At 71.2% G+C, this 23166-nt stretch carries 21 protein-coding genes and 2 tRNA genes; 3 read left to right on the top strand and 20 right to left on the bottom strand.

Going from position 1 to position 23166, the window contains the following annotated elements:
• Positions 1-6 precede the first annotated feature (6 nt).
• From ABZ899_RS01940 to ABZ899_RS01895, 10 genes are all read right to left on the bottom strand, one after another.
• Positions 7-79 (bottom strand) — tRNA-Ala (locus ABZ899_RS01940).
• A gap of 138 nt (positions 80-217) precedes the next feature.
• Positions 218-451, bottom strand: a complete 234-nt coding sequence (locus ABZ899_RS01935; protein WP_003976229.1) for a hypothetical protein — start codon at positions 449-451, stop codon at positions 218-220.
• Between the two features lie 3 nt (positions 452-454).
• Positions 455-628, bottom strand: coding sequence for a hypothetical protein (locus tag ABZ899_RS01930; RefSeq protein WP_361339316.1), 174 nt, complete (start codon positions 626-628; stop codon positions 455-457).
• A gap of 325 nt (positions 629-953) precedes the next feature.
• Positions 954-1026, bottom strand: a tRNA-Ala gene (locus tag ABZ899_RS01925).
• Positions 1027-1134: 108 nt separating this feature from the next.
• Positions 1135-1812: a histidine phosphatase family protein gene (locus tag ABZ899_RS01920; RefSeq protein WP_361339314.1), complete on the bottom strand. Its 678-nt coding sequence runs from the start codon at positions 1810-1812 to the stop codon at positions 1135-1137.
• Entirely contained in the window at positions 1803-2249 is a 447-nt protein-coding gene (rsfS, locus tag ABZ899_RS01915; RefSeq protein WP_062669963.1) for a ribosome silencing factor, read from the bottom strand. Before rsfS ends, ABZ899_RS01920 begins: the two co-directional genes overlap by 10 nt.
• Before the next feature lie 97 nt (positions 2250-2346).
• Positions 2347-4014, bottom strand: a complete 1668-nt coding sequence (locus ABZ899_RS01910) for an LCP family protein (protein WP_361339311.1) — start codon at positions 4012-4014, stop codon at positions 2347-2349.
• 25 nt (positions 4015-4039) lie between these two features.
• On the bottom strand, positions 4040-4678 hold the full coding sequence (gene nadD / locus ABZ899_RS01905) for a nicotinate-nucleotide adenylyltransferase (protein WP_361339309.1): 639 nt from the start codon (positions 4676-4678) through the stop codon (positions 4040-4042).
• A 76-nt stretch (positions 4679-4754) separates the two neighbouring features.
• Complete coding sequence (locus ABZ899_RS01900; RefSeq protein ID WP_361339306.1) at positions 4755-4919, bottom strand: hypothetical protein; 165 nt, start codon at positions 4917-4919, stop codon at positions 4755-4757.
• Positions 4920-5049: 130 nt separating this feature from the next.
• Positions 5050-5211, bottom strand: coding sequence for a hypothetical protein (locus ABZ899_RS01895; RefSeq protein WP_361339303.1), 162 nt, complete (start codon positions 5209-5211; stop codon positions 5050-5052).
• Positions 5212-5338: 127 nt separating this feature from the next.
• On the opposite strand from ABZ899_RS01895, the gene ABZ899_RS01890 reads away from it, so the two are divergent.
• Complete coding sequence (locus ABZ899_RS01890) at positions 5339-6442, top strand: M48 family metallopeptidase (RefSeq protein WP_361339300.1); 1104 nt, start codon at positions 5339-5341, stop codon at positions 6440-6442.
• A gap of 10 nt (positions 6443-6452) precedes the next feature.
• Here the strand turns inward: ABZ899_RS01890 and ABZ899_RS01885 are convergent, their stop codons facing one another.
• From ABZ899_RS01885 to ABZ899_RS01865, 5 genes are all read right to left on the bottom strand, one after another.
• The gene (locus tag ABZ899_RS01885; protein WP_361339297.1) at positions 6453-7535 is read right to left on the bottom strand and encodes a hypothetical protein; all 1083 of its coding nucleotides are present in this window, start codon (positions 7533-7535) and stop codon (positions 6453-6455) included.
• Positions 7536-7809: 274 nt separating this feature from the next.
• Positions 7810-8406, bottom strand: a complete 597-nt coding sequence (locus tag ABZ899_RS01880) for a hypothetical protein (RefSeq protein ID WP_361339294.1) — start codon at positions 8404-8406, stop codon at positions 7810-7812.
• A gap of 162 nt (positions 8407-8568) precedes the next feature.
• Positions 8569-9855, bottom strand: coding sequence for a glutamate-5-semialdehyde dehydrogenase (locus ABZ899_RS01875; protein WP_361339291.1), 1287 nt, complete (start codon positions 9853-9855; stop codon positions 8569-8571).
• 93 nt (positions 9856-9948) lie between these two features.
• Positions 9949-10404 carry a hypothetical protein gene (locus ABZ899_RS01870; RefSeq protein WP_361339539.1) on the bottom strand — a complete coding sequence of 152 codons (456 nt, stop codon included), beginning with the start codon at positions 10402-10404 and terminating at the stop codon, positions 9949-9951.
• Positions 10405-10665: 261 nt separating this feature from the next.
• Entirely contained in the window at positions 10666-12081 is a 1416-nt protein-coding gene (locus tag ABZ899_RS01865) for a polysaccharide pyruvyl transferase family protein (protein ID WP_361339288.1), read from the bottom strand.
• A 210-nt stretch (positions 12082-12291) separates the two neighbouring features.
• Here ABZ899_RS01865 and proB point away from each other — a divergent pair, with 210 nt between their 5' ends.
• Complete coding sequence (proB, locus tag ABZ899_RS01860) at positions 12292-13398, top strand: glutamate 5-kinase (protein ID WP_361339537.1); 1107 nt, start codon at positions 12292-12294, stop codon at positions 13396-13398.
• Positions 13399-13505: 107 nt separating this feature from the next.
• Positions 13506-15548 (top strand): hypothetical protein, encoded by a 2043-nt coding sequence (locus ABZ899_RS01855; RefSeq protein WP_361339285.1) that lies wholly within the window; start codon positions 13506-13508, stop codon positions 15546-15548.
• On the opposite strand, the gene ABZ899_RS01850 is transcribed toward ABZ899_RS01855, so the two are convergent.
• From ABZ899_RS01850 to ABZ899_RS01830, 5 genes are all read right to left on the bottom strand, one after another.
• Complete coding sequence (locus ABZ899_RS01850) at positions 15520-16689, bottom strand: glycosyltransferase family A protein (protein ID WP_361339535.1); 1170 nt, start codon at positions 16687-16689, stop codon at positions 15520-15522. The two genes, ABZ899_RS01855 and ABZ899_RS01850, sit on opposite strands and share 29 nt — an antisense overlap.
• Positions 16690-16959: 270 nt before the next feature.
• Positions 16960-18999, bottom strand: a complete 2040-nt coding sequence (locus tag ABZ899_RS01845) for a hypothetical protein (protein ID WP_361339533.1) — start codon at positions 18997-18999, stop codon at positions 16960-16962.
• Positions 19000-19146: 147 nt separating this feature from the next.
• The gene (locus ABZ899_RS01840; protein WP_361339282.1) at positions 19147-20646 is read right to left on the bottom strand and encodes a bifunctional cytidylyltransferase/SDR family oxidoreductase; all 1500 of its coding nucleotides are present in this window, start codon (positions 20644-20646) and stop codon (positions 19147-19149) included.
• Between the two features lie 471 nt (positions 20647-21117).
• Positions 21118-22677: an alkaline phosphatase D family protein gene (locus ABZ899_RS01835; protein ID WP_361339279.1), complete on the bottom strand. Its 1560-nt coding sequence runs from the start codon at positions 22675-22677 to the stop codon at positions 21118-21120.
• Positions 22678-22895: 218 nt separating this feature from the next.
• Positions 22896-23129, bottom strand: a complete 234-nt coding sequence (locus tag ABZ899_RS01830; protein ID WP_361339277.1) for a hypothetical protein — start codon at positions 23127-23129, stop codon at positions 22896-22898.
• Between the last annotated feature and the right edge of the window lie 37 nt (positions 23130-23166).

Genomic DNA, 23166 nt, shown 5'->3' with positions numbered 1-23166 from the left:
TCACTGTGGAGCTAAGGAGAATTGAACTCCTGACCTCCTGCATGCCATGCAGGCGCTCTACCAACTGAGCTATAGCCCCTTGCCTGGTCCGCCCGGTCTCCCTGGCGGCGACGCCAACATTACCGGTCGAGGGGGTGCAGCACCAAATCCATTGCCCCCGCGTCCACTATGTCCACCAATGTCGGATTTCATGACAGTTGGGGGACCCGTAGGAGCGTCACGCCGTGACGAAGGAATAGAAGCGCTTGAGCGTGCAGTGCTCCTCGAGCAGCCGCCCGTAGATCGGCTCGCCCTCGAGTTCCCGGTAGGTCTCGATGGGGTCGCCTTTTATGATCAGCGCCCGCGCGCATTCCTCGCACCAGTACTGGTAGTCGGGGTTCACCGGTTCCATGTCACGGACGATCGGCGTTCCGCTGCCGCACCAGTCGCACTTTCGCCTGTGTGCACCCATCGATCAGCTCCAGCTGTGGCCGCAGGCCGTGCACACGTAGGAGATCCCGCCGTTGTCACCGAGAAGCTGGGCGACATGGACGGAACCGCAGGAAGGGCAGCTGAGGCGGGTGATCGTGTCCCGTGCCAATGCCGTCTCGAAGAGGTGACCGACCTCTTCGAGGATGCTCGCAGGCATCACTGCTCCCTCCCGTCGGGACGCGCCCCCTTCCGGCCGTTTGATTCTGCCACGGCCGGGCCAATACGGTCAGCGACGCCTCAGTACCAGTCCGGACACGGCGGGCCCGTCGGCGTCCGGGACCGCGCGTCCACCGCGCCTGGACGCCTCCTGAGAGGTATACGCCTGCGGGGCCCAAGTCACTCAAGCCGGAGGGGAACAGTTCGCGCGGGTGGTGTCCCGTGCGAACCGCCCCCGTGCCGGAGGACGTTGGTCAGGGCACCCGTGCCGGATACCAAAAGATCCCGCCGATCGGATCGATCGGCGGGATCTTGTTGTCTCGCTGTGGAGCTAAGGAGAATTGAACTCCTGACCTCCTGCATGCCATGCAGGCGCTCTACCAACTGAGCTATAGCCCCTTGTCGCTGTTCTTCCCGCTCGGCGGGGCGAACAAGAAGAACTTTAGCCTGCGACCTGCCGGAAAGTGAAATCCGGGTCCCGGGCCGCCCCGGCCGGGACCGTCGGCGTCAGTCGTCGTCGCCGAGCACCGGCTCCGGCAGGGTGCCGGCGTTGTGCTCCAGCAGGCGCCAGCCGCGGGCGCCCTCGCCGAGGACGGACCAGCAGCAGTTGGACAGGCCGCCCAGGCTCTCCCAGTGCCGGGGCTCCAGACCCAGGAGGCGGCCGATGGTGGTCCGCAGGGTGCCGCCGTGGCTGACCACGACGAGCGTGCCGTCCGGAGGGAGCTTCTCGGCGTGCCGCAGCACCACCGGGGCGGCACGGTCCGCGACCTCGGTCTCCAGCTCGCCGCCTCCGCGGCGGACCGGCTCGCCGCGCTTCCACGCGGCGTACTCCTCGCCGTACCGGGCGATGATCTCCTCGTGCGTCATGCCCTGCCAGACACCCGCGTAGGTCTCCCGAAGGGCCTCGTCGTGGGTCACCTCCAGGCCGGTGAGTGCCGCCAACTCGGCGGCGGTGCGGGCGGCGCGCCGGAGGTCGGAGGAGATGATCGCGTCGGGCTTGAGACCGGCGAGCAGCCGGGCGGCGCGGCGGGCCTGGGAGACGCCCACCTCGGTCAGGTCGACGTCCGTGGTGCCCTGGAAGCGGCGCTCCACGTTCCACGAGGTCTGGCCGTGCCGCCACAGGATGAGCCGTCGGCCCCGGCCGGGGCGGCCGGCGGTCCCCTCACCGGTGGCGCTCACCGCCACTCACCGTCCAGCTCGGCGGCCTCCTCCGCGGCCTGGAGCTTGGCGTGCTCGGCGGCCTTGCCGCGGGTGGCCTTGGCGTCCTCGGGCAGGTCGAGCTCGGGGCAGTCCTTCCACAGCCGCTCCAGAGCGTAGAAGACGCGCTCCTCGCTGTGCTGGACGTGGACGACGATGTCGACGTAGTCCAGCAGCACCCAGCGGGCCTCGCGGTCGCCCTCGCGGCGCACCGGCTTGGCGCCGAGCTCCTTGTTCAGCCGCTCCTCGATCTCGTCGACGATCGACTTGACCTGGCGGTCGTTGGGCGCGGAGGCGAGCAGGAAGGCATCGGTGATCGACAGTACGTCGCTCACGTCGTAGGCGATGATGTCGTGCGCGAGCTTGTCGGCGGCGGCCTGCGCGGCGGTGCGGACGAGCTCGGTGGAACGGTCGGTAGCGGTCACTACAAGGCTTTCGGTCGATGGGCACTTGTCTTCAAGGGTCTCACGGACCGGTGACAGCACCCCACGTGATGACCGGCGCACGTGGGGTGCCGGGTGCTCAGGAGGACGGGTCGTAGTCCTGGCCGAGGACCACCGTCACGTCCGCGTTCGCGGACACCTCGCCCTTGCGGACCGCGCCCGCGGGCAGGCCCAGGGTCTTGGCGACCTCGGTGGCGTCGGCCTTGTCGGCCGCGTCGGCGTAGCGGACCTGGCTGGTCGCCGCGGCGGACGCGGTGCCCCCCTCCAGGAAGGTGAAGCCGCCGTTGAGCAGCACGACGCGCGCCTTGGCGGAGTTGTCCTCGAGGCCGCTGGCGTTGCGGACGGACACGCGGACGGCGGCGTCCTTGTCGGGGCTCTTCGCGGTGCCGCCCAGGACGTCCTTCACGACGCTCGCGCTGGCCTCCTCGCTGAGCGTGCCGTCGTCCTGCACGGGCAGCAGGGCCGTCTTGTAGTCGCCGCCCTTGGCCAGGTCGGCGAGCCGGGCGAGGAACGCGCCGAGGTCCTTCTCGGTCAGCGGCGGCTCGATGATCATGCCGAGGGTCCGCACGGTGGTGGTGGCGCCGCCGGTGTCCGAGGTCAGCTTGCGCAGCACGGCCTGGACGACCTGCCCGAACCGCTGCAGCTGGGCGTTCTGGGCCTCGCCGGCGCCTTGGTAGGTGGCGTAGGCGACGGCCGTCTTGCCGCTGAGGGTCTGCGCCTTGCCCTTGCGGACGAGGGGCGCCGCGCCCTTGGACTTGGCGGAGGGGTCGGGCACGTTCACGTCGGTGTCGACCTCGATGTTCCCGATCAGGTCGACGAGGTTCTGCAGATAGGGGGTGTCCAGCCGCCAGGTGCCCTGGATCTCGGTGCCGAGGACGGTGTCGATGGCGTCGCGGGTGCCGGAGGAGCCGTCGTCGTCGACGGACTTGGCCAGGGTGGTCGTGCCGCCGTCGTCGGAGCTGAGGGCGAGGGAGTTCGGCAGCAGGACGGTGGTGCCCTGCTGCGTGGTGGCGTTGTCGACCAGCAGGGCCGTGGAGGTGCCGCCCTTGGCGGTGTTGTGCAGATGGACGACGATCACGTCGCGCTTCTGCGCGCCGGCCGGCGTCGCGGTGTCCGTCCTGCCGTCCGACGAGCCGAGCCCGGGGAGCTTCCCCGCGTACCAGAGGTAGCCGACGCCGCCGGCCGCGACGAGGGCGAGGACGACGACGAGGGCGATCACGCGCGCGCGTGCCCGTCGCCGGGCCTCCTCGCGCCGCTCGGTGCGGTTCTCGGTGAACTTCAGCCAGTCGATGACGTCCTCGGAGTCCTGGTCGGGCTCCTCGACGAAGGCGAACTGCTCGGTGCGGTAGTCCCGGTCGGCCCGCTCCCCGGTGTCGGTGTCCCGCTCCTCGGCCGGGCCTGCCTGCTGCGGGATGTAGGCGGTCTGCTCGGCGACCCGGGGCTGCCGGCCACCGGCGGCGGTCTGCCCGTAGGGGTCGTACGGCGCCTGCGTGCCGGTGCCGTACGGGTCGTAGGAGGGCGCGGGCGCCTGCGGGCCGGTGTCGCCGTAGGCGTCGTACGGCGGGGGCTGCTGCTGGGCGCCGGTCGCGTACGGGTCGTGTCCGTAGCCTTGCTGAGCGTAGGGGTCGTAGTGCTGCTGGGGCTGCTGCTGCGCCGGGACCTGCCGGTACACCGGCCGGCCGTACTCGTCGTAGCCGACCAGTTCGTACGGGACGTCCCCGTAGCCCGCGTCGTATCGGTCGTTCACCGTAGCCCCTCTCGGCTCACTCGCCTCACTCGCCGCGGTACAGCTCGCGCTTGTCGATGTAGCGCACGACACCGTCCGGCACCAGATACCAGATGGGATCCTTCTTCGCGACTCTCGCCCGGCAATCGGTGGACGAGATGGCCAGCGCGGGGACCTCGACCAGGGAGACGCCGCCCTTCGGCAGGCCGGCGTCGTCGAGCTGGTGGCCGGGGCGGGTGACCCCGACGAAGTGCGCGAGGGAGAACAGCTCCTCGGAGTCGCGCCAGGTCAGGATCTGGCCGAGGGCGTCGGCACCGGTGATGAAGAAGAGGTCCGTGTCGGGGTTCAGCGCGCGCAGGTCGCGCAGCGTGTCCACGGTGTAGGTGGGGCCGCCCCGGTCGATGTCGATGCGGCTGACGGAGAACTGCGGGTTCTCCGCCGTGGCGATGACCGTCATCAGATAGCGGTCCTCGGCAGAGGAGACGTGCCGGTGGCTCTTCTGCCACGGCTGGCCGGTCGGCACGAACACGACCTCGTCCAGGTGGAACCGCGCGGCGACCTCGCTGGCCGCGACGAGGTGGCCGTGGTGGATCGGGTCGAACGTCCCGCCCATGACGCCGAGACGGCGCTTGCCGGGGTTCGTCGGTCCGTTGCCGGGGCCGGTAGGCATGTCCTGCTCTCCCATGCGTGCAGACCCTACCGGCCCCGCCTGAGAGCTCCGGCCGGCGGTCGCGCGGGCGGAGCCTGGAGGCCGCCCGGGATCAGCGGTCGCGGTTGAAGCGGGTCGTGACCCACAGCAGCACGAGGAGGATGACGAAGGCGCCGCCGCCGGTGAGCAGCGGGCTGATGCTGTTGTGGTTGCCGCCGTGCTCCTCGCCCTCGGCGGCGAGAGTGACCAACTGGGCAGCTGCGCTGTGGAAGCTCATCTTCGGCGTGACCTATCGGTGTGGGCGGGATAAAGACGTCGGCTCATCGTATGCGGCCGCCACGACGGCGATCACGCCGACTCCACCGTCGGTGGCGCTCCGGCCCGCCCCGGGGAACCTTCGCCGCGGCTCAGTCGTCCTTCTGCCTGTAGCCCCGCAGCAGGAGCCACGCGGTCAGCACACAGCCCACGACCATGACGATCAGCACGATCCGCAGCAGATTGCCCGACCCCGGCTGCTCGGCCGCGTGTGCGGCCTCGGTGAACCACGCGGCCGCGGTGGTGTGCTCCATGACGCCGAACTCCTTCGCTGTAGTGCCCGTCCACGGTAACTCCGCCTAGGCTGGGCCCATCCTCGGGGACGCAAAGGGCCGCACAAGGGTCCGCAAAGGGCCACTCACACGCACATGGGGGAAAGACATGTCCGACGGCCACGAGCACAGCGGGCACGAGCAGGTGCCGAGCAGGCGGCGCACCCGTTTCCCGGGGATCTCCTCGCGGGCGTACGAGCACCCCGCGGACCGCTCCGCCCTGGTGGCCCTGCGCAAGCTCACCGGCTTCGACACGGTGTTCAAGGCGCTCAGCGGCCTGCTGCCCGAGCGCAGCCTGCGACTGCTGTTCCTGTCGGACTCGGTCCGGGTCTCCGACGAGCAGTTCGCGCACCTGAACGACATGCTGCGGGACGCCTGCTACATCCTGGACCTGGAGAAGGTCCCCCCGATGTACGTCAGCCAGGACCCGGTCCCCAACGCGATGTGCATCGGCCTGGACGAGCCGGTCATCGTCGTGACGACAGGGCTGCTGGAGCTGCTCGACGAGGAGGAGATGCGGGCCGTCGTGGGCCACGAGGCGGGTCACGCGCTCTCCGGTCACTCGGTGTACCGCACGATCCTGCTGTTCCTGACCAGCCTCGCGGTCCGGGTCGCCTGGATCCCGCTGGGCAACCTGGCGATCATAGCGATCGTGACGGGCCTGCGGGAGTGGTTCCGCAAGTCGGAGCTGTCCGCGGACCGGGCGGGCCTGCTCGTCGGCCAGGACCTCCAGGCGTCGATGCGCGGGCTGATGAAGCTCGCGGGCGGCCACCATCTGCACGAGATGAACGTGGACGCCTTTTTGAAGCAGGCCGAGGAGTACGAGGCGGGCGGCGACCTGCGCGACTCGGTCCTGAAGATCCTGAACGTGCTGCCCCGCTCGCACCCCTTCACGACGGTCCGCGCGGCCGAGCTGAAGCGGTGGGCCGAGTCCCGCGACTTCCAGCGGATCATGGACGGCCACTACCCGCGCCGCTCCGAGGACAAGGACACCTCGGTGACCGACTCCTTCCGTGAGTCGGCGTCCCACTACGCCGACCATGTGAAGTCGTCCAAGGACCCGCTGATGAAGCTGGTCTCGGACATCGCCGGCGGCGCGGGCGACCTGGGCGGCCGGGTGCGCAGGGGCTTCGGCGGCTTCACGGGCTCGGCGCCGCCGAAGGACGGGCCCGCGCGCGGGGACGGGGACGACGCCGCGGGCGGCACGGCCTGAGGCGGGCGGCTCACACCTTCGGCTGGGACCCCGGCGCCAGCGAGCCGCACAGGGCCGTCGCCCCGCCGGTGGCGTAGGGGTCGGTCCCGGCCGGTCCGCCCTCCTTGGCGGTCTGGCCGGCCAGCAGCGGGTGGAGCCGGTTCACGGAGTCCTCGGCGCAGGACAGCGGTCCGGCCTGGACGTAGGAGACGACGAGCTGAGCCTGGTGCAGCCGCAGGTCCTCGCGGTCGAACCGGAACTGCAGCTCGCGCCGCAGGGTGAACAGCGAGGCGTCGGCCTTCCGTCCGCCGGTGGCCTCGCGCACGGGGCGCAGGGCGTAGACGAAGGTGTGGTCGGCGGTGACCTCCAGCGTGGTGGCGTCGGTCTCGGCCGCCTGGAGGGTGCCCTGCACCCGGATCCTGCGGTCGGCGAGTTCCGCCTGGGAGGCGTCGAAGCGCACCAGCCATCCGGTCGGCGCGTGCCGTCCGTCCGGGGCCGGATGGGTGAAGCTCCGGTCGAACTGGTCCAGCTGGTCGGAGTCGAGGAGCACCCGCACCGGGCGGGTCTGGTCGCCGGTCAGCACCTCGGGGTAGAGGGCGGACCGCACGATGTAGTCCTTGGCGATCGACAGCGCACCCGTGACCTGGCTGTCCGAGAAGTGCGCGGTGCGCCGGGCGGCGGGCAGCGGGATGCCCTCGGCGCCGATGCGGAACTGCGCGGCGGGGCTGCGCGCGTACAGCAGGTCGGTGTCGCCCGCTCCGGGCACCTCGCCGCGGGGCGTGAGCGGGATGACGGTCATCCGCAGCGGCTCGGCGGGCGGCCCCGAGCCGTCGGGGGTCTGGTAGGGGTGCCGGACGCCCATGTAGATCGCGGTGCCGAAGGCGAGGGCCATCAGCAGGACGAGGATCAGGGCCTGCCGGGAGAGTCTCTTGCGCAGCGGCGGGAGGCGGCGGACGGCGGGAGCGTGGTCGGTGATGCGCTCCTGGGCGGAGAACTCCTGGAGGCGGGCAGCCCGCACGAACGATTCGTCGAAGACGACGGACCGGTACTCGTCCTCGCCACCTCCGGGGCCGCCTTCGGGTGTCCCCTCCGGTGGGTCTCCTGACCCTCCCATATCTTCAGGTTAGGTCTCGCGGGGCCCGGGTAAACGCCCGCCCACAGGCCAACTTCTGACGGGTTCTCACCGGATTCGGCCGGTCGGCCTAGGGCCTTTCGTCTGGATCAGCCCGGCTGTGGCCGACGGGACATGGTGACGTGCCCGAGCGGGGTCCGGTGAGTGCGGCTGCAAGGCGGAGGAGGGAGTCGACGCGGAGCGTCGGCGAGCGACGACAACGCCGCGGATGCGCGTGCCAGGCCCCGCGACGCCGGGACGATCCAAACGAAAGGCTCTAGGGGGTGCGCGGGATCGCCGAGACGGCCGGCCGGGAGTAGTCGGCGGAGGCCGAGGGCACCGGTCCGCCGTCCTGCTCCAGTCCGGTGGTGGCCGGGACCGGCGCCTGGTCGCCACTGCTGGAGGAGGCGCCCCGGTAGACGGCGGCGAAGGCCAGCGCGACCATGCCGACGCCCATCACGACGGCGAGGACCCAGGCGACCGGGCGATGCCAGCGGACCTGCTTGCCGAACGCCCCGGAGCCGCCGTAGCCGTCCTCGGGGAGGTCGCGGTCGTACAGGTCGTCGAAGTCCGGGTCGTGGCCGAAGCCGGTGAGCTCGCCGTAGGCCTCGTCGAACCGGTCGCCGCGGCCGACGGCCCGGCGGGCCTCCGCCTCGGAGGCCTCGGCTCTCGCCTGCGCGGCGGCCAGGAGGCGCTCGACGGCGGTCGGCTCGTGCACCACGGCCGCACGTACGAAGGCCTCGTCGAAGACCACGGAGGCGAACTCTTCGTCCGACACCCCGCGGTCGTGGTCGTCGTCGGGCTCCCAGCCGTCCGGGAACGGCGTGCCCCCCACGTCCTCCGGCACGGATCCAGAGTAGACCTGGGGGGTCATTTTGGGCAGACGGTATGGAAATTCATCCGCCTGCTGAGACGCCTTTCCCGTGGCACGGACGCGTGCGCGGGGCGCGTGTCGGACGCATATGCCCCGGCCGTGCGCCGGGCGCCCCCGAGGACCTCGCGGGCGCCTGACGGCCGGGCCGGAGGGGACGCCGGGTCAGCGCCGGATGTGCCCGTCGCCTGTGACGATGTACTTCGTGCTGGTCAGCTCGGGCAGTCCCATCGGGCCGCGCGCGTGCAGCTTCTGGGTGGAGATGCCGATCTCCGCGCCGAAGCCGAACTGACCGCCGTCCGTGAACCGGGTGGAGGCGTTCACCGCGACCGTGGTGGAGTCGACCAGTTGGGTGAAGCGGCGGGCGGCCTGCTGCGAGGTGGTGACGATGGCCTCGGTGTGGCCGGAGGTCCACAGGCGGATGTGCTCGACCGCCCGCTCCAGCGAGTCCACGACCGCGGCGGCGATGTCGTACGAGAGGTACTCGGTCTCCCAGTCCTCGGCGGTCGCCTCGACGACGGTGGCCTTGGAGTCCTTGGCGTACGCCATGACCCTGTCGTCGGCGTGCACGGTCACGCCGGCCTCCGCGAGGGCGTCCAGGGCGCTCGGCAGGAACTCCGGCGCGATGTCCTGGTGGACGAGGAGGGTCTCGGCGGCGTTGCAGACGCTGACGCGCTGGGCCTTGGAGTTGATCAGGATGTCGATGGCCATGTCGAGGTCGGCGTGGGCGTCGACGTAGACGTGGCAGTTGCCGGTGCCGGTCTCGATCACCGGGACGGTGGACTCGGTGACGACCGTCTGGATCAGCGAGGCGCCGCCGCGCGGGATCAGCACGTCGACCAGGCCGCGGGCCCGCATCAGCTCGCGCACGCTCTCCCGGCTCTCGCCCGGCACCAGTTGCACGGCGTCGGCGGGCAGCCCGGCGCCGCCGACGGCGTCACGGATCACCCGGACCAGCGCGGAGTTCGACTCGTACGCGGAGGCCGAGCCGCGCAGCAGCACGGCGTTGCCGGACTTCAGGCAGAGGGCGGCGGCGTCCACGGTGACGTTGGGGCGGGCCTCGTAGATGATCCCGACGACGCCCAGCGGGACGCGGACCTGGCGCAGGTCGATGCCGTTGGGCAGGGTCGAGCCGCGGACGACCTCGCCGACCGGGTCGGGCAGCGCGACGACGTCCCGCACGTCGGAGGCGATGGCCCGGACCCGCTCGGGGGTGAGGGTGAGCCGGTCGACGATCGCCTCACTGGTGCCGGCCTCGCGGGCCCTGGCGATGTCCTTGGCGTTCGCCTCGACGATTTCGCTGGTGCGGACCTCCAGGGCGTCCGCGATGGCCAGCAGCGCGTCGTCCTTCTCGGCCCGCGGCAGGGGGGCCAGATCGGCCGCGGCGGCCTTGGCGCGGTAGGCGGCCTGGGTGACCGGGGTCATGGCGTCGTACGGGGAGAGCGAGGTCATAGAAGAAGGGTAGTGCGCCCGCCGCGCGGTTCCCGTGCGTGTTCCGCACCGCGAGACGGGGCCCGCGGGGCGCGTCCCCGGCCCGGGTGACGGTCAGAAGGGGTGGACGCCCACCGGTGTGGCCGGAAGCGGTCCGTACCCCTCCGCGAGGCGCTGGTGGTAGGTCTCCCGGTCGATGACCTCGAGGCCGACGATCTCCCACGGCGGCAGGCCCGCGCTCTGGCGGTGCTCGCCCCACAGGCGCAGCGCGACGGCGGCCGCGTCGTGCAGGTCGCGGGCCTCCTCCCAGTAGCGGATCTCCGCGTGGTCGTTCGCGTACCGGCTGGTCAGCAGAAAGGGGTGGTCGTGGGCCAGCTGTTCGAGCGAGCGGCGGACGTCCTTCAGCGGCGCCTCCTTGCCGGAGACGCTGAGGGTGACGTGCCACAGGCGGGGCAGGTCCTCGGGCTGATCGAACCGGTCGCCGGCCGCGACGCTCGTCAGGGCGCGTTCCTCACCGGCCGCGCGGGACGGGCCCCCACCGGCACTGCGGGGCGCCGTCCCAGGGCGCACTCGTCTCACGACGGCCTCCTTCACGCAGTGACCGACCGGGCGGTCGGCGGAATGTGTCCGTGAGACAAAGTTGAGCAGGCCGCCAGGGCTCGCGGGGCGGTTTTGCGGAACGTCCACCTCATGACGACGTTCACAACGGGGTGTTCCCCCTGTTTTCGGCCGTCCGGCACGGCGGCGGGGCGTGCCGGACGCCGGACGGCCGGCCGGACTTCACGGACACGGCCTGGGTGTATTGATCACGAGCGTTGACAACGCTCGTGATCAATACACCTGGCGGCCGGACTGCAGCGCCCGACGGATCGGGGCGCCCACCACCCGCCGCGCCCGCCGGTAGACCGACGTCGGGAGCGCCCCGCCGCCGGTCGTGGCCCGGGCCAGGTCGCGCCGCAACCGCTCGTTGTCCTTGGCGAGTTCACCGACCCGGCGCTGCAGGAAGGCGAACCGGCCGGCCAGCGAGGCGAGGTCGGCCTCGTTCCAGGGGCGGATGCCCGCCGGGAAGGTCAGCGACCGCATCCGCTCGTCGAAGGCGGCGCCGCCGTCGCCGTGCGTGAAGGTGTTCTCCAGGCCGTTGCGGTCCAGGAACGCCGTGAACCGCTCGAAGCGCTCCTGGTGGCCGCTCATCAGGGAGCCGAAGTCGGCCTCCTCGTACAGCGACGCCGGGTCCAGGTCCTCGGGCAGCTTGTCGATCCGGCGGTGCGGGATGCCGAAGTAGCGGCACAGCTCCAGCGTCCGCGAGTCCCCGCACAGCACGGTCGCCGGGGTGCCGGCGAGCAGCGCGGCGATGTTGCCGTGGATGCGGGAGCCGAAGGAGAAGTCGAAGCCGCGCAGGTCGTCGATCCAGGTGACCGGGTCGATGTAGACGCGGACCTTGTCCTCCCGGTACATCGGGTGCTCGGGGTGCGTCGGCATCGCGGTGACCAGGCCGTTCGGGTCGGACAGGTCACGCCAGTACAGCTGCCGGGCGTCGCTGAGGTTCTGCCCGATGAAGCGCAGGTGCGGATAGCGCGCGTGGGCCCGTTTGAGGACCCGGTCCAGACCCTGCGACTTCACGGCGCTGTGCGAGCCGTTGACGGCGATCCGGGAGCCGGGGCCGAGGGCCGGCTCCATCTTGGTGATGGTGAGTTCCTTGCCGTACAGGAACAGCGACGGGCAGCCGATGACCTCGACGTCCCGGAAGCCGAGGTCGTTGAGGTACTTCTCGGTGAACTCGCCGCGCACGCCGATCGAGGCGCTGCGGTCCAGCACCGCGGAGACGAACGCGCGCACGGCGGGCTCGATGCCCTTCAGCCGTCCCGCGTTGTAGCCGAGCCCGGCCTGCGCGCCGACGCCGACCACGACCACGGGGATGCGCAGCTTCTCGATCAGCCGGGTGAGCCGCTTCAGCTGCGCCTCGAACGACGGCCGGAACGCGTTCGCCAGCGGGATGACGAAGGCGTCGAACTCCTCGTTGATCCGGCCCGCCGCCGAGACGTCGGTGCGGATGCCGTTGGAGACGACTTCCGTGCCCGGGGTCTCGAGGATCTTGTGGGTGGCGTCACTGAAGATCAGGTTGCCGGAGTTGGTGGCGATGACGTCCTGTTCGAGGGCCTCCTCGACGGGGACGACGTCGTAGGGACTCTTGCCCGAACGGAGGAGAAGGCGCCGTGTGCTGCGGTGATCCTGGGGAGCGTGTGACACGACGTCACCTTAGATTTACCGCATCTTTGATTTCCATAGGCAACGGACGCAACCTTTTGGCCGTACGCGGGTCGTGAGCAAGCGGTTACCACCCGCCCTGTCCGGGAGCTGGAATGCCCGAGCGCCCCACGATCCCCTTCGCGTAGATTGCCGGAAGGGGAAACCGGCGCACGAGGGAAAAGAGCAGCGGTGGCAGGGGCAAGGCAGGCCGTGCACGAGGCCCGCAGGATCGTCGTCAAGGTGGGCTCGTCGTCGCTGACCACCGCGTCCGGCGGCCTGGACGCCGACCGGGTGGACGCGCTGGTCGACGTCCTCGCCAAGAGCCGCAGCGGCGGGGAGCGGGAGATCGTCCTCGTCTCCTCCGGCGCCATCGCCGCCGGTCTCGCCCCGCTGGGACTGCGTCGCCGCCCCCGGGACCTCGCCCGCCAGCAGGCCGCCGCGAGCGTCGGCCAGGGCCTGCTCGTCGCCCGCTACACCGCCTCGTTCGCGCGCTACGGCGTCCGCGTCGGGCAGGTGCTGCTCACCAGCGACGACATGAGCCGCCGCGCCCACCACCGCAACGCCTCGCGCACCCTCGACAAGCTGCTGGCGATGGGGGCCTTCCCGGTCGTCAACGAGAACGACACCGTCGCCACGGACGAGATCCGCTTCGGCGACAACGACCGGCTCGCCGCCCTCGTGGCCCATCTCGTCCACGCCGACCTGCTGGTGCTCCTGTCCGACGTGGACGGCGTGTACGACGGCGACCCCAGCAGGCCGGGGACCTCGCGGATAGCGGAGGTGCACGGTCCGCAGGACCTCGCCGACGTCGAGATCGGCAGCGCCGGCAAGGCCGGCGTCGGCACCGGCGGCATGGTCACCAAGGTCGAGGCGGCCCGCATCGCCGCCGCCGCCGGCATCCCCGTGGTCCTCACCAGCGCGGTCCACGCCGCCGAGGCGCTCTCCGGCGGCGACACCGGCACGTACTTCCACGCCACCGGCAAGCGCTCCGCCGACCGCCTGCTCTGGCTCCAGCACGCCTCCACCCCGCAGGGCTCGCTGACCCTGGACGACGGCGCGGTCCGCGCGGTCGTCGAACGCCGCACGTCGCTGCTGCCGGCCGGGATCGCCGCCGTGGAGGGCGAGTTCAGCGCGGGCGACCCGGTCGAGCTGCGCGACCGCACCGGGCGCGCGGTCGCCCGCGGCCTCGTCAACTTCGACGCCAAGGAGATCCCCCAGCTCCTCGGCCGCTCGACCCGCGAACTGGCCCGGGAGCTGGGCGCGGAGTACGAGCGGGAGGTCGTCCACCGCGACGACCTGGTGCTGCTGACGTCCTAGGGCAGCACGGTCACTCCAGGTGCGCGGCGGCACGGGCGTGTCGTCTCCGGGCCACCGCGCGTTGAACCGGACGCACGACGTCCCGCGCCGACCTTGGAGTGACCGCGTTGCCCGCACCCCTGTCCCGCATCCCGGCGGGAGCACTCGTCACGGCCCTGCTGGCCGCCGCCTTCTGCGTCCAGGCCGGCGCGGCGCTGCGCCCGCACGTCCCGCTGCTGCTCGCCGCGACGGCGGTGTCCCTGGCCGTCGAGGGCGTGCTGCTGCGCTGGCAGCGCGTCGTGCTGACGGCGTTCGCCAAGTCGCACGCGGACATCACCGTGCGGCACGTGCTGCGGGACCTGCTGCTCGTCGTGGCCCTGCTGCGGCTCGGCGAGCAGCAGGAGCCGCTGTACACCCCGCTCGTCGGGGGCCTGCTCGCCTTCTACGCCCTGCACTGCGCGATCCAGGCCGCGTCGGTGCTGGTCCGCCGCACCCGCACGCTCCCGGTCGTCACCCGCAACATCGACGCCTCGGCGCTGCGCCTGTCCCCCGCGCCGCCGCTGCTGCTGCGCCGCCCCGGCCCCCGTCTGCTGCTGTTCGGGCTGCCGGCCACGCTGGGCCTGCTCGTCACGGCGGCCATCGGCGACCCCCGGTGCGCGGCCCTCGGTGTCGCCCTGTCCCTGGGGCTGGCCGTCCTGGGCCTGTCCGACCTGCTGCTGCGGCTGCTGCCGAGCCGCCGCCCGGTCGGTGAGCGGCAGGCGCTGGAGTGGCTGGACGCCTGGCTGGCGGACTACCGGCCGACGGCCGGGCTGTACTTCTCCGGCGGCGCGTCGTCGGCGTACCAGGCGAACATGTGGCTGGAGCCGCTCGCGAAGCTGGACGGCCGGCCGCTGATCGTGCTGCGCGAGCGGTTCATGGTGCAGAAGATCGCGCCGACCGACGTGCCGATCCTGTGCCTGCCGAAGGTGTCCACGCTGCTGCGCCTGGAGGAGTCGTCCCTCCAGATCCTCATCCACCCCTCGAACTCGGGGAAGACCTCGCAGGTCCTGCGCATCCCCACGCTGAAGCACACCTTCGTCAACCACGGGGAGAGCGACAAGCTGTCGTCCTGCAACCCGTACGCGAAGGCGTACGACGAGGTCTGGGTGGCCGGGCCCGCGGCCCGTGAGCGGTACGCGTACGCCGAGGTCGGCGTCGAGGACAAGGACGTCGTGGAGATCGGCCGCCCGCAGCTGGACGGCGTACTGCCGTACCAGGGGCCGCCCACCGGGCCCTGGACGACGGTCCTGTACGCGCCGACCTGGGAGGGCTGGGACGGCAACCCGGGCAACACCTCGGTGATCGAGGCCGGCGAGAACGTGGTGCGGGCGCTGCTCGCCGACCCCGGGGTGCGGGTGCTGTACAAGCCGCATCCGCTGACCGGTTCGGTGGATCCGCGGGCCGGGGCGGCCGACGAGCGCATCCGTGAGCTGATCCGGGCGGCGAATCGGGAGCGGGCCGTCCCCCGCCCCCGCGACACCGGTGAACTCGCCATGCTGACCCGGGAGCTGGACCGGCTGACCACGCTCGCCGGGCGGCCCGGCGCCGACCAGGTCGAGCGGATGCTGGTCCAGTCGGCACCGGAGCCGGGGCGGGCCGAGGCGGTGGCGCGGACCACGACCGCCTGGGAGGAGGCGTACTGGGCGTCGCTGCCCGAGGGCGAGCACCAGATCGTCGTCGACGCCCGGCCCACCCTGTACTCCTGCTTCAACCAGGCGGACCTGCTGATCAGCGATGTGTCGAGCGTGATCAGCGACTTCCTGGCGAGCGGGAAGCCGTACGCGGTGGCGAACACCAGCGGTCTGGCGGAGGACGTGTTCCGCAAGACCTTCCCGACCGTGCGGGCGGCGACCGTGCTGACCGCGGACGCGGCCGGGGTGTCCGGTCTGCTCGACATGGTGCGGCAGCCCGGGAAGGACGAACTGGCCCAGGAACGGGCCGAGTTGAAGCGGCACCTGCTGGGCCCGGACGAGCCGGCGTCGCAGGAGCGCTTCAACCGGGCGGTGCGGGCGCTGTGCTCGGCGGCCCTGGCGCACCGTGCGCGGATGGCGGAGCGGATGGCGGCGGAGGTCCCCACCGAGATCCCCGACCAGCGGCGGTCCGCTACACCGCCGCAGCGCGCCCACCCGTAGCGGCGGCGGATCTCAGCATCCGCCGCGCCTTGCGCGCAGCCCTCCTCAGCAGCGAGCCCGCGCCGCCCTCCCGGTATCCGGGGTAGGCGCGGGCCTCGCGCGGTTCCGCGAGGTACACGGAGTCGGGGATGCCGGCCGCGGCGTCCCGGAAGTGCGGGTAGGCGAGGTAGAGACGGCGGCCGCCGCGCTCCAGGAGGGCCGCCGGCTGCTTCTTGTCCTTGAGGAACTTCGCCACGGACAGCAGGAGTTCGGGCCGCTGCTCGGCCACGAGGTGCAGCCGCAGCCGCTCCTCGACCTTGAGCCGGCCGGCGATGCCGGGAGTCCAGTAGGCGTCCATGAGGGGCTTGGCCAGTTCGAGCTTGTGCCGTCGTACCTTCGCGCTGTCCTTGGCGAACCGGGGCCCGAACTGCGGGAGCAGGGTGACGACCAAGGGGCGCGTCATGAGCAGGTCGCGGCGCTCGCCCGCCGGCAGGTGCTCGGCTATCAGGTGCATCAGGGCACGCGCGGAGTCGAAGCGCAGTTCGTAACCGCCGCTCTTCGTCACGTGCTTGCCGTCGTCGCGGCCCACCAGGTAGTAGCAGGTGTAGTCGGCGATCACGGAGACCCCGTCCGCCCGCAGGTACGCCTCCATGGTGAACAGCGCGTCCTCGCCGGTCCACAGCGACTCGTCGAAGCGCATGCCGTGCCGGGTCAGCAGTTCGCGGCGGAACAGCTTCTGGGCGCTCAGCGTGAACCGGATGTTGGAGGAGAAGACGTCGGTGCGGTCCAGCGTCCGGCCCCACATCGACTTGGGCGCACCGCGGTTGACGCCCTCGACCCGGCCGAGCACCACATCGGTGCCGTTGCGGTCGGCCATCGCGACCATGCGTTCCAGCGCCTCGGGACCGAGCCGGTCGTCGGCGTCCAGGAAGAACACATAGCGTCCCGTGGCCTTCCCCAGACCGACGTTGCGCGGGCCGCTCGGGCCTCCCGAGTTCTCCTGCCTGATCACGGTCACCGGCATGGCCGACCGGGCCGCGAACTCCTCCAGGCACTCCCCCGTGCCGTCCGTCGAACCGTCGTCGACGGTGATGACCTCGATGCGCCCCGGGTCGATGGTCTGGGCCTCGACCGACGCGAGGCACTCGACCAGGTACGGCATCGCTTCGTACGCCCCGATGATCACTGACACATCAGGCTGCGTCACTTTTCCCCCTCGTCAATGGGATATTCCCCCTGTATCGCCTCATTCACTACCCACTAGACGGCCGACCATGAGGGGTGGTTGCCTCAGAGGCGCGTTTTGGTGAGTCAGATCACAATGCGAAGGCGGGACGGGAAATGACCGGGCGGAAAAAGTAAGAGGTTCGAAAGAAAAGGCGCGGCCCCCGAGGAATGTTTTCCTCAGGGGCCGCGAGACGAATTTTCCGGGCTAGGCCGTCACATCGTCCCCGGTCGCCGCGACCCGCTGAGCGGGCACGGCCGGCACGCGTGACTCCTGCCCGACGTTGCGGGTCTCGGCCTTGATGGCCAGGTCCGCCACCGCCGCGTTGAACTGCTCGATGGACGTCGGCTCGTCCGGGCCGAGCAGGTAGCGCTTCAGCTCGGTGCGGTCGGCGGCCAGCGGGTCGGCGGACGGGTCGCGGACCGCGTCCAGCAGCTCGCCCAGCGGCTCCGCGCGGTTCGACAGGATCGTCGCGGCGCGCACGGCCGTGTTCTGCCGCTTGAACTCCTCCACGCCCAGCTCGGCGGAGTCCGTGACGGCGTACGGCTTGCCGCTGGCGATGAAGTCGGAGACGACGCTGGAGATGTCGGAGACCATCGCGTCGGAGACGTTGAAGCAGTCGTACAGGCGCGGCTCGGCGCCCGAGATGACGCGGTGCTCGTGGGCCGGGAAGGAACGCCAGTACGCGGCGTTCCACTCGGCGCGCAGCCGGGCGACCTCCTCGTGCCGGGCCGGGTCGAGCAGCCCGTCGCGGGTGGCCTCGGCCTCGTCGCCGCTGGTGCCGGCCTTGCCGGACAGCTCGGCCAGCCGGGCCTCGATCCGGGTCAGCTCGGCCTTGGCGGCGGCCTGCGCGGCCGTGTCGGCGGTGAAGCGAGGGTCGGCGGCACGCTCGGCGGCGGCCCGCTCGACGAGGGCGGTGATCCGCTGGTGCGCGGCGCCGGCCTCCTTGCTGACGGTGCCGGTGAAGGGGTGCGGCTTGTACAGGACGCGGACCGGCGGGTCGGCGGCGACGAGCTTGCCCACGATGTTCTCACCGGCGAGCACGATCGAGGTGTTGCCGGGATTGCCGTCCCAGCCCTCCCAGGTGGGCGCGTACAGCACGGTCGGGACACGGCCCTCGGGGACGCCCTGCCAGGTCCGGATGGGGGCGAGCTGCGGGCGGCCGACCTCCACTATGTCGTCGTCGCGGACGCCCACGTCGGCTATGGCGTAGCGGTCGCGGCCCGCGCGGCCGGCGGTCCACACCTCGTCGTACACCTTGCTGAACGGGTTGACGCTGGCCAGCTTGTCGCTGTCGCCGTGGCCGATGAAGACGTGCTTCATGGTGGGCACGCGCAGCAGGTGGATGTTCTTGCCGACGTTCGCCGCGTACAGGGCGACCCGCACGGTGCTCAGGTCCAGGTTCATCAGGTGCACACCGCCGGGCACGCAGACGACGGGGACCGTGGTGGGCGCCAGGTTCGCCAGGATGACGCGCTCGCGCAGGATGATCAGCGGCTTGGTGTCCAGCTGCTCCATGGTCTCCAGCCACATGTTGACCTGGTACGCGGAGTCCTTGGAGCCGGAGAAGTACAGCACCGTCTCGGGCCGGTACGCGCGCAGCCAGTCGTCCACGGCGGCAAGGACCAGCTCGGCCCTCGGCGGGACCTTCCGGCCGCGCACGTACGGCATGAGCGCGAGGACGTAGAGCAGACCGAGGCCCACCGTGATGCCGATGCCGACGAAGCCGACGGCGGACTTCTCCAGCCAGGCGGAGACGAGGATGCCGACGACGGCCGCGAGGTCGAGGTGCAGCATCTTCTCGGCGGAGCGGTGCAGCAGCCGGCGCGGCGGGGCGTCCGGGATGCGGATGCGCGAGGCGAGGTCGACGTTGCGGGTGGCGACCGGCATCCGGCGCCGGTTGCGGATCAGGGTGACCAGCGCGCCGTGCGGGGCCTGGAGGCCGTAGAAGGCGATGAAGCAGGCGATCGCGCCGTAGTAGACCAGGTTGTCCGCCAGGCTCAGCCGGGCGAGCAGCAGGAGCAGCAGGAGCTCCCTGATCAGGAAGCGGATCGACAGACCGGCCCGGACCTTGCTGAGGCGGTTGACCAGGTAGCTGCCCTTGCGGTGCAGATAGTGGTCCGCCAGGTACGTCACGGCGGCCGCCGCCGCGAAGGCGGGAATGCTCGGGACGAGCGCGGCCAGCATGAGTGCCGGGAATCCCAGCATCATGAGGACCGCCGCGGCCAGCTCGGCCGCACTGCCCACCCGGGCGACGCGAATAGCGGTGGATATCACGGAGAACCTGCTCAGGGAGAGGGGCCGGTCTGAAGAGGGAAGGACTCAGGCCCCTGTGAATTCTTTGTGAACAAAGAATCGCAGAGGCCTGAATTCCATAAGGCTATTGATGGCTGATTATGCCACGCCGTCCTGGCGGTCCAGAACACTGGCCAGTGCCTGCTCGAAGCCGGACGCCTTGCCCGCCGCCGCGGTCGGGTCCTGCTGGCGGACGTCGATGACGTGTCCGGTCAGCTCGGAGAGCAGGACGTCGAGCGAGGTGCGGGCGACGGCCTCGGAGGAGAGCAGCGAGCCCGCGGGCTCCTGGCCGAAGGCCTTGGTGCGCATCGGGGTGGCGGTCCGCTCGGGGTTGATGCAGTTCACGCGGATGCCGTCGCCGGCCCACTCGTCGGACAGCGCCTGGGTGAGGTTCACCATGGCGGCCTTGGTCGAGGAGTAGAGGCTGTACTCGGCGCGGCCGCGGGTGTAGCTGCTGGAGGTGTAGAGGAGCAGCTGGCCCTTGGTCTCGGACAGGTACTTGTACGAGGAGCGCGCGATCTGCACGGGGGCCAGGTAGTTGACCTTCAGCGCCTCCTCGATGGTGGCGTTGTCGGTCTCGGCGAGCTTGCCTATGCGCAGCACACCGGCGGTGTTGACGACGTAGTCGATCCGGCCGGTCTCGCCGTACGCCTTGGACAGCGCGTCGTCGACCTCCTCCGGGTTCTCCACGTGGGTGCCGGTGGTGGAGCGGCCCAGCGCGTAGACGTTGGCGCCGTAGGACTCGGCTAGCTCGGCGATGTCCTTGCCGATGCCGTAGGAACCGCCGAAGACGACGATCGTCCTGCCGGTGAGCAGTTCGCGGTACGCCTCCTCGCTCACCTGCTCGGGGGTGGCGGTGGAGGCGAGCTGGAACAGCTTGTCGGCGATGAAGACGTCGACGGGCTGAGTGACCTTCATGTTGTACTCGTCACCCGCGACGACGTGGATCGGCACGTCCGGCAGGTACTTGAGCACGACGGAACAGTCGTCCGTGGCCTGGAAGTTGGGGTCGCCGGCGGCCACCTCGTAGGCGCGCTTGATCGTGGACAGCTTAAAGGCCTGCGGGGTCTGGCCGCGGCGCAGGCGGGAGCGGTCCGGGATCTCGGTGATGAACTCGCCGTCCTCACCGTGGGTGCGCGTGACGATGATGGTGTCCGCGGACGGGATGGCGACGTCGACGGCCTGGAAGCGCCCCAGCGCGGTGACGCAGTCGTCGATGACGCGCTGCGAGAGCAGGGGGCGCACGGCGTCGTGGAAGAGGACGTTGAGGTCCTCGCCCTCGGCCAGGCCCTCGCCGAGGGCCTCGATGGCGCGCTCGGTCGTCTCGTTGCGGGTGGCGCCGCCCTCGATGATCTTCTTGACCTTCGTGAACCCGGCCTTGGCGACGATCTTCTCGATGTCCGGGACGTATCCGGGTGCCATCAGCACGATGACGTCGTCGATCGAGTCGGCCTTCTCGAAGGTGGTCAGGGTGTGCTCGATGACGGCCTTGCCGGCGATCTTCAGCAACTGCTTGGGGATCGACAGACCCACGCGCTGACCGGTTCCACCGGCCAGGATCACTGCGGTGGTACGGGGCTTGGCTATGTGCTGGGACACAGGTGACCTACCTTGTGGCGACTGGGAACTTCGAAATGGTCCCACTTGGGGTTACCGCAGTGCAAGGTGAGCGTCCTCGGCCGCATATGTGCGCGCAACCTGTCATTCACCTTGTACCCATGGTCCTTGCCGAGAGGCCCTCCGAAGGTCCCTGGAATTGCTGTGAGTAACGGCACAGGCTCACCGCGGCCCCTGGCGCGGGCGCTTCGGGCCATGGTGTCCGGGCGTTCCCACGGGATCCCTGGACGATGTCCCCCGAACCGTACGCGACGCGGCGGCCGCGCTGTACCGCGCGGCCGCCACACAGGGGTGCCTATCTCCACATCCGTACGGAATGCTCCGCCCCGTCCGCACAATTCACCGCTGGTCCGCAATCGGGAATTCCGAATCAAGATTCGGCAGCGATCGGGTTCCGATGCGGTGACCCCGGAGCCGCACGGACTCCGGGGCCGCGACCGGGTGTTACCTGGGTCACACCACCTCGACGCCGGGCCGGCCCGCCTCGACCCGCAGCCGGGCCAGCGTGCTCGCGGTGGCCGTGGGCCGGCGGACCGTGTCCACGATCCGCACCCGGGCGTCGATGCCGTCGTGGCGGATGTCGAAGAGGTGGTAGCCGCGGTGGGCGTCGATCAGCTTCCAGTGCGGGTTGTCCGGCACCCTCGGGTCCCACTCCCGGTGGAAGGCGTCCTGGTCCTGGTCGCCGTTGCTGGAGACGGACGTGCCGACGAACTCGGCGCCGATCACGTCGGATCGCGGGTCGGCGAAGTCCTCCTTCAGATCGCTGACCATCGTGAGGTGCCGGTCGCCGGACAGCACGACGGGGTTGCGGACGTGCCTGAGCTCCTCCAGCAGCGCGTCGCGTTCGGCCTGGTAGCCGTCCCAGGCGTCGTAGTACCAGAGTTTGCCCTCGCCGACCTGGAGGTCGGTCTCCGCCATCATGATCTGCGAACCGATCAGGTTCCAGCGGGCCGGCGAGTGGCGCAGCCCGTCCAGCAGCCACCGCTTCTGCCCGGCGCCGAGCATGGTGCGCGCCACGTCCTGGGCGCCTTCCTGCGTGGTCGCCTGGTCGCTGCGGTACTGGCGGGTGTCCAGCACGCTGAGCCGCGCGAGGCGACCGAACTCCAGGCGGCGGTGCATGCGGATGTGCGGGCCGTCGGGGACGGCGCTCGCGCGGACCGGCATGTGCTCGTAGTACGCCTGGTAGCCCGCCGTCAGCCGGGCCACGAAGGCGTCGTGCGGCTGCTTGTCCGGGTCCTGCGGGACCTCGCCGGCGAAGTCGTTGTCGATCTCGTGGTCGTCGAACGTGACGATCCAGGGCGCGGCCGCGTGCATCGCCGCGAGGTCGGGGTCGGTGCGGTACTGGGCGTACCGGTTGCGGTACTGGTCGAGGGTGTACGGCTCACCGCTCCCCTCGTGCCGCCGCACTCCGGTGGACGACGGCGTCGACTCGTAGATGTAGTCGCCGACGAACAGGACGACGTCGGGGTCCTGGGCCACCATGTCGGCGTACGGCGTGAAGTAGCCGTGCTGCCAGTTCTGGCAGGAGGCCAGGGCCATGCGCAGCCGGCCGCCGGAGCTCGCGGGGTGCGGGGCGGTGCGCGTGCGGCCGGTGGGCGAGAGCTGCCCGCCCGCGCGGAAGCGGTACCAGTACGTCCGGCCGGGGCGCAGCCCGCGGACGTCGACGTGGACGCTGTGGCCCGACTCGGGCCGGGCCTGGGCGGTGCCCCGGCGCACCGGCTTGCGGAACCGCTCGTCGTCGGCGATCTCCCAGTCGACGGAGACGGTCCGGGCGGGCATCCCGCCGCCGTTCAGCGGGTCGGGCGCCAGCCGCGTCCACAGCACGACGCCGTCGGGCAGCGGGTCGCCCGAGGCGACGCCGAGGCTGAACACCCCGTCCGGCAGCGGCTTCTCGGTGGCACGGGCGGCCGCGGGCAGCCACAGCTGCGCGGAGGCCGCCGCGCCGAGCACCGCGGCACCCGCGGTGAGCACTCGGCGCCGGTCGGGCGACGTGGATGCGGACACACCGGTCATCGGTGAACTCCCCTGCCTCGCTTGCTCCGTGGACACTTCGGATGCTCGCGCTCCCGGGCGGACCCGGCGCTGAACAGCGAGCTTCGCGTGCATGACAAATGGGGAGACATCAGAGGATCCGTCACGGCACGGCGGTGCGCTCCGGCGCGTCTGTGGGGGTGCGCCGGCGCCCGCGCCGCGACGGGTCCGGTGTTCGTTCGGCGGCCGGACCGCCCGGGTCAGTCGTCGGAGTCGGCCGCCGGCCCTGCCTTCGCGGCGACCGTGCCGAGGGTCGCGGCGCCGAAGGTGGACGAGCCCGTCGGGGCGATCCCGGACGCCGGGGAGGGGATCACCCCCACCGACCCGGCGTTCTCGTTCCCGCCGGGCGCCCCGGCGACGAGTTCGGCAGCGGTGGCGAGCCCCGCGCGTCTGCGGCGCGAGAGCGGGATACGGCGGTGGGAACGTGGGGGCACGGCAACTCCGTGGATCCGTACGGCGGTTGAGGCGCGG

It is taken from the genome of Streptomyces sp. NPDC046859 (assembly GCF_040645135.1).
Lineage (GTDB): Bacteria > Actinomycetota > Actinomycetes > Streptomycetales > Streptomycetaceae > Streptomyces.
This window is presented reverse-complemented; position numbering and strand designations above follow the sequence as displayed.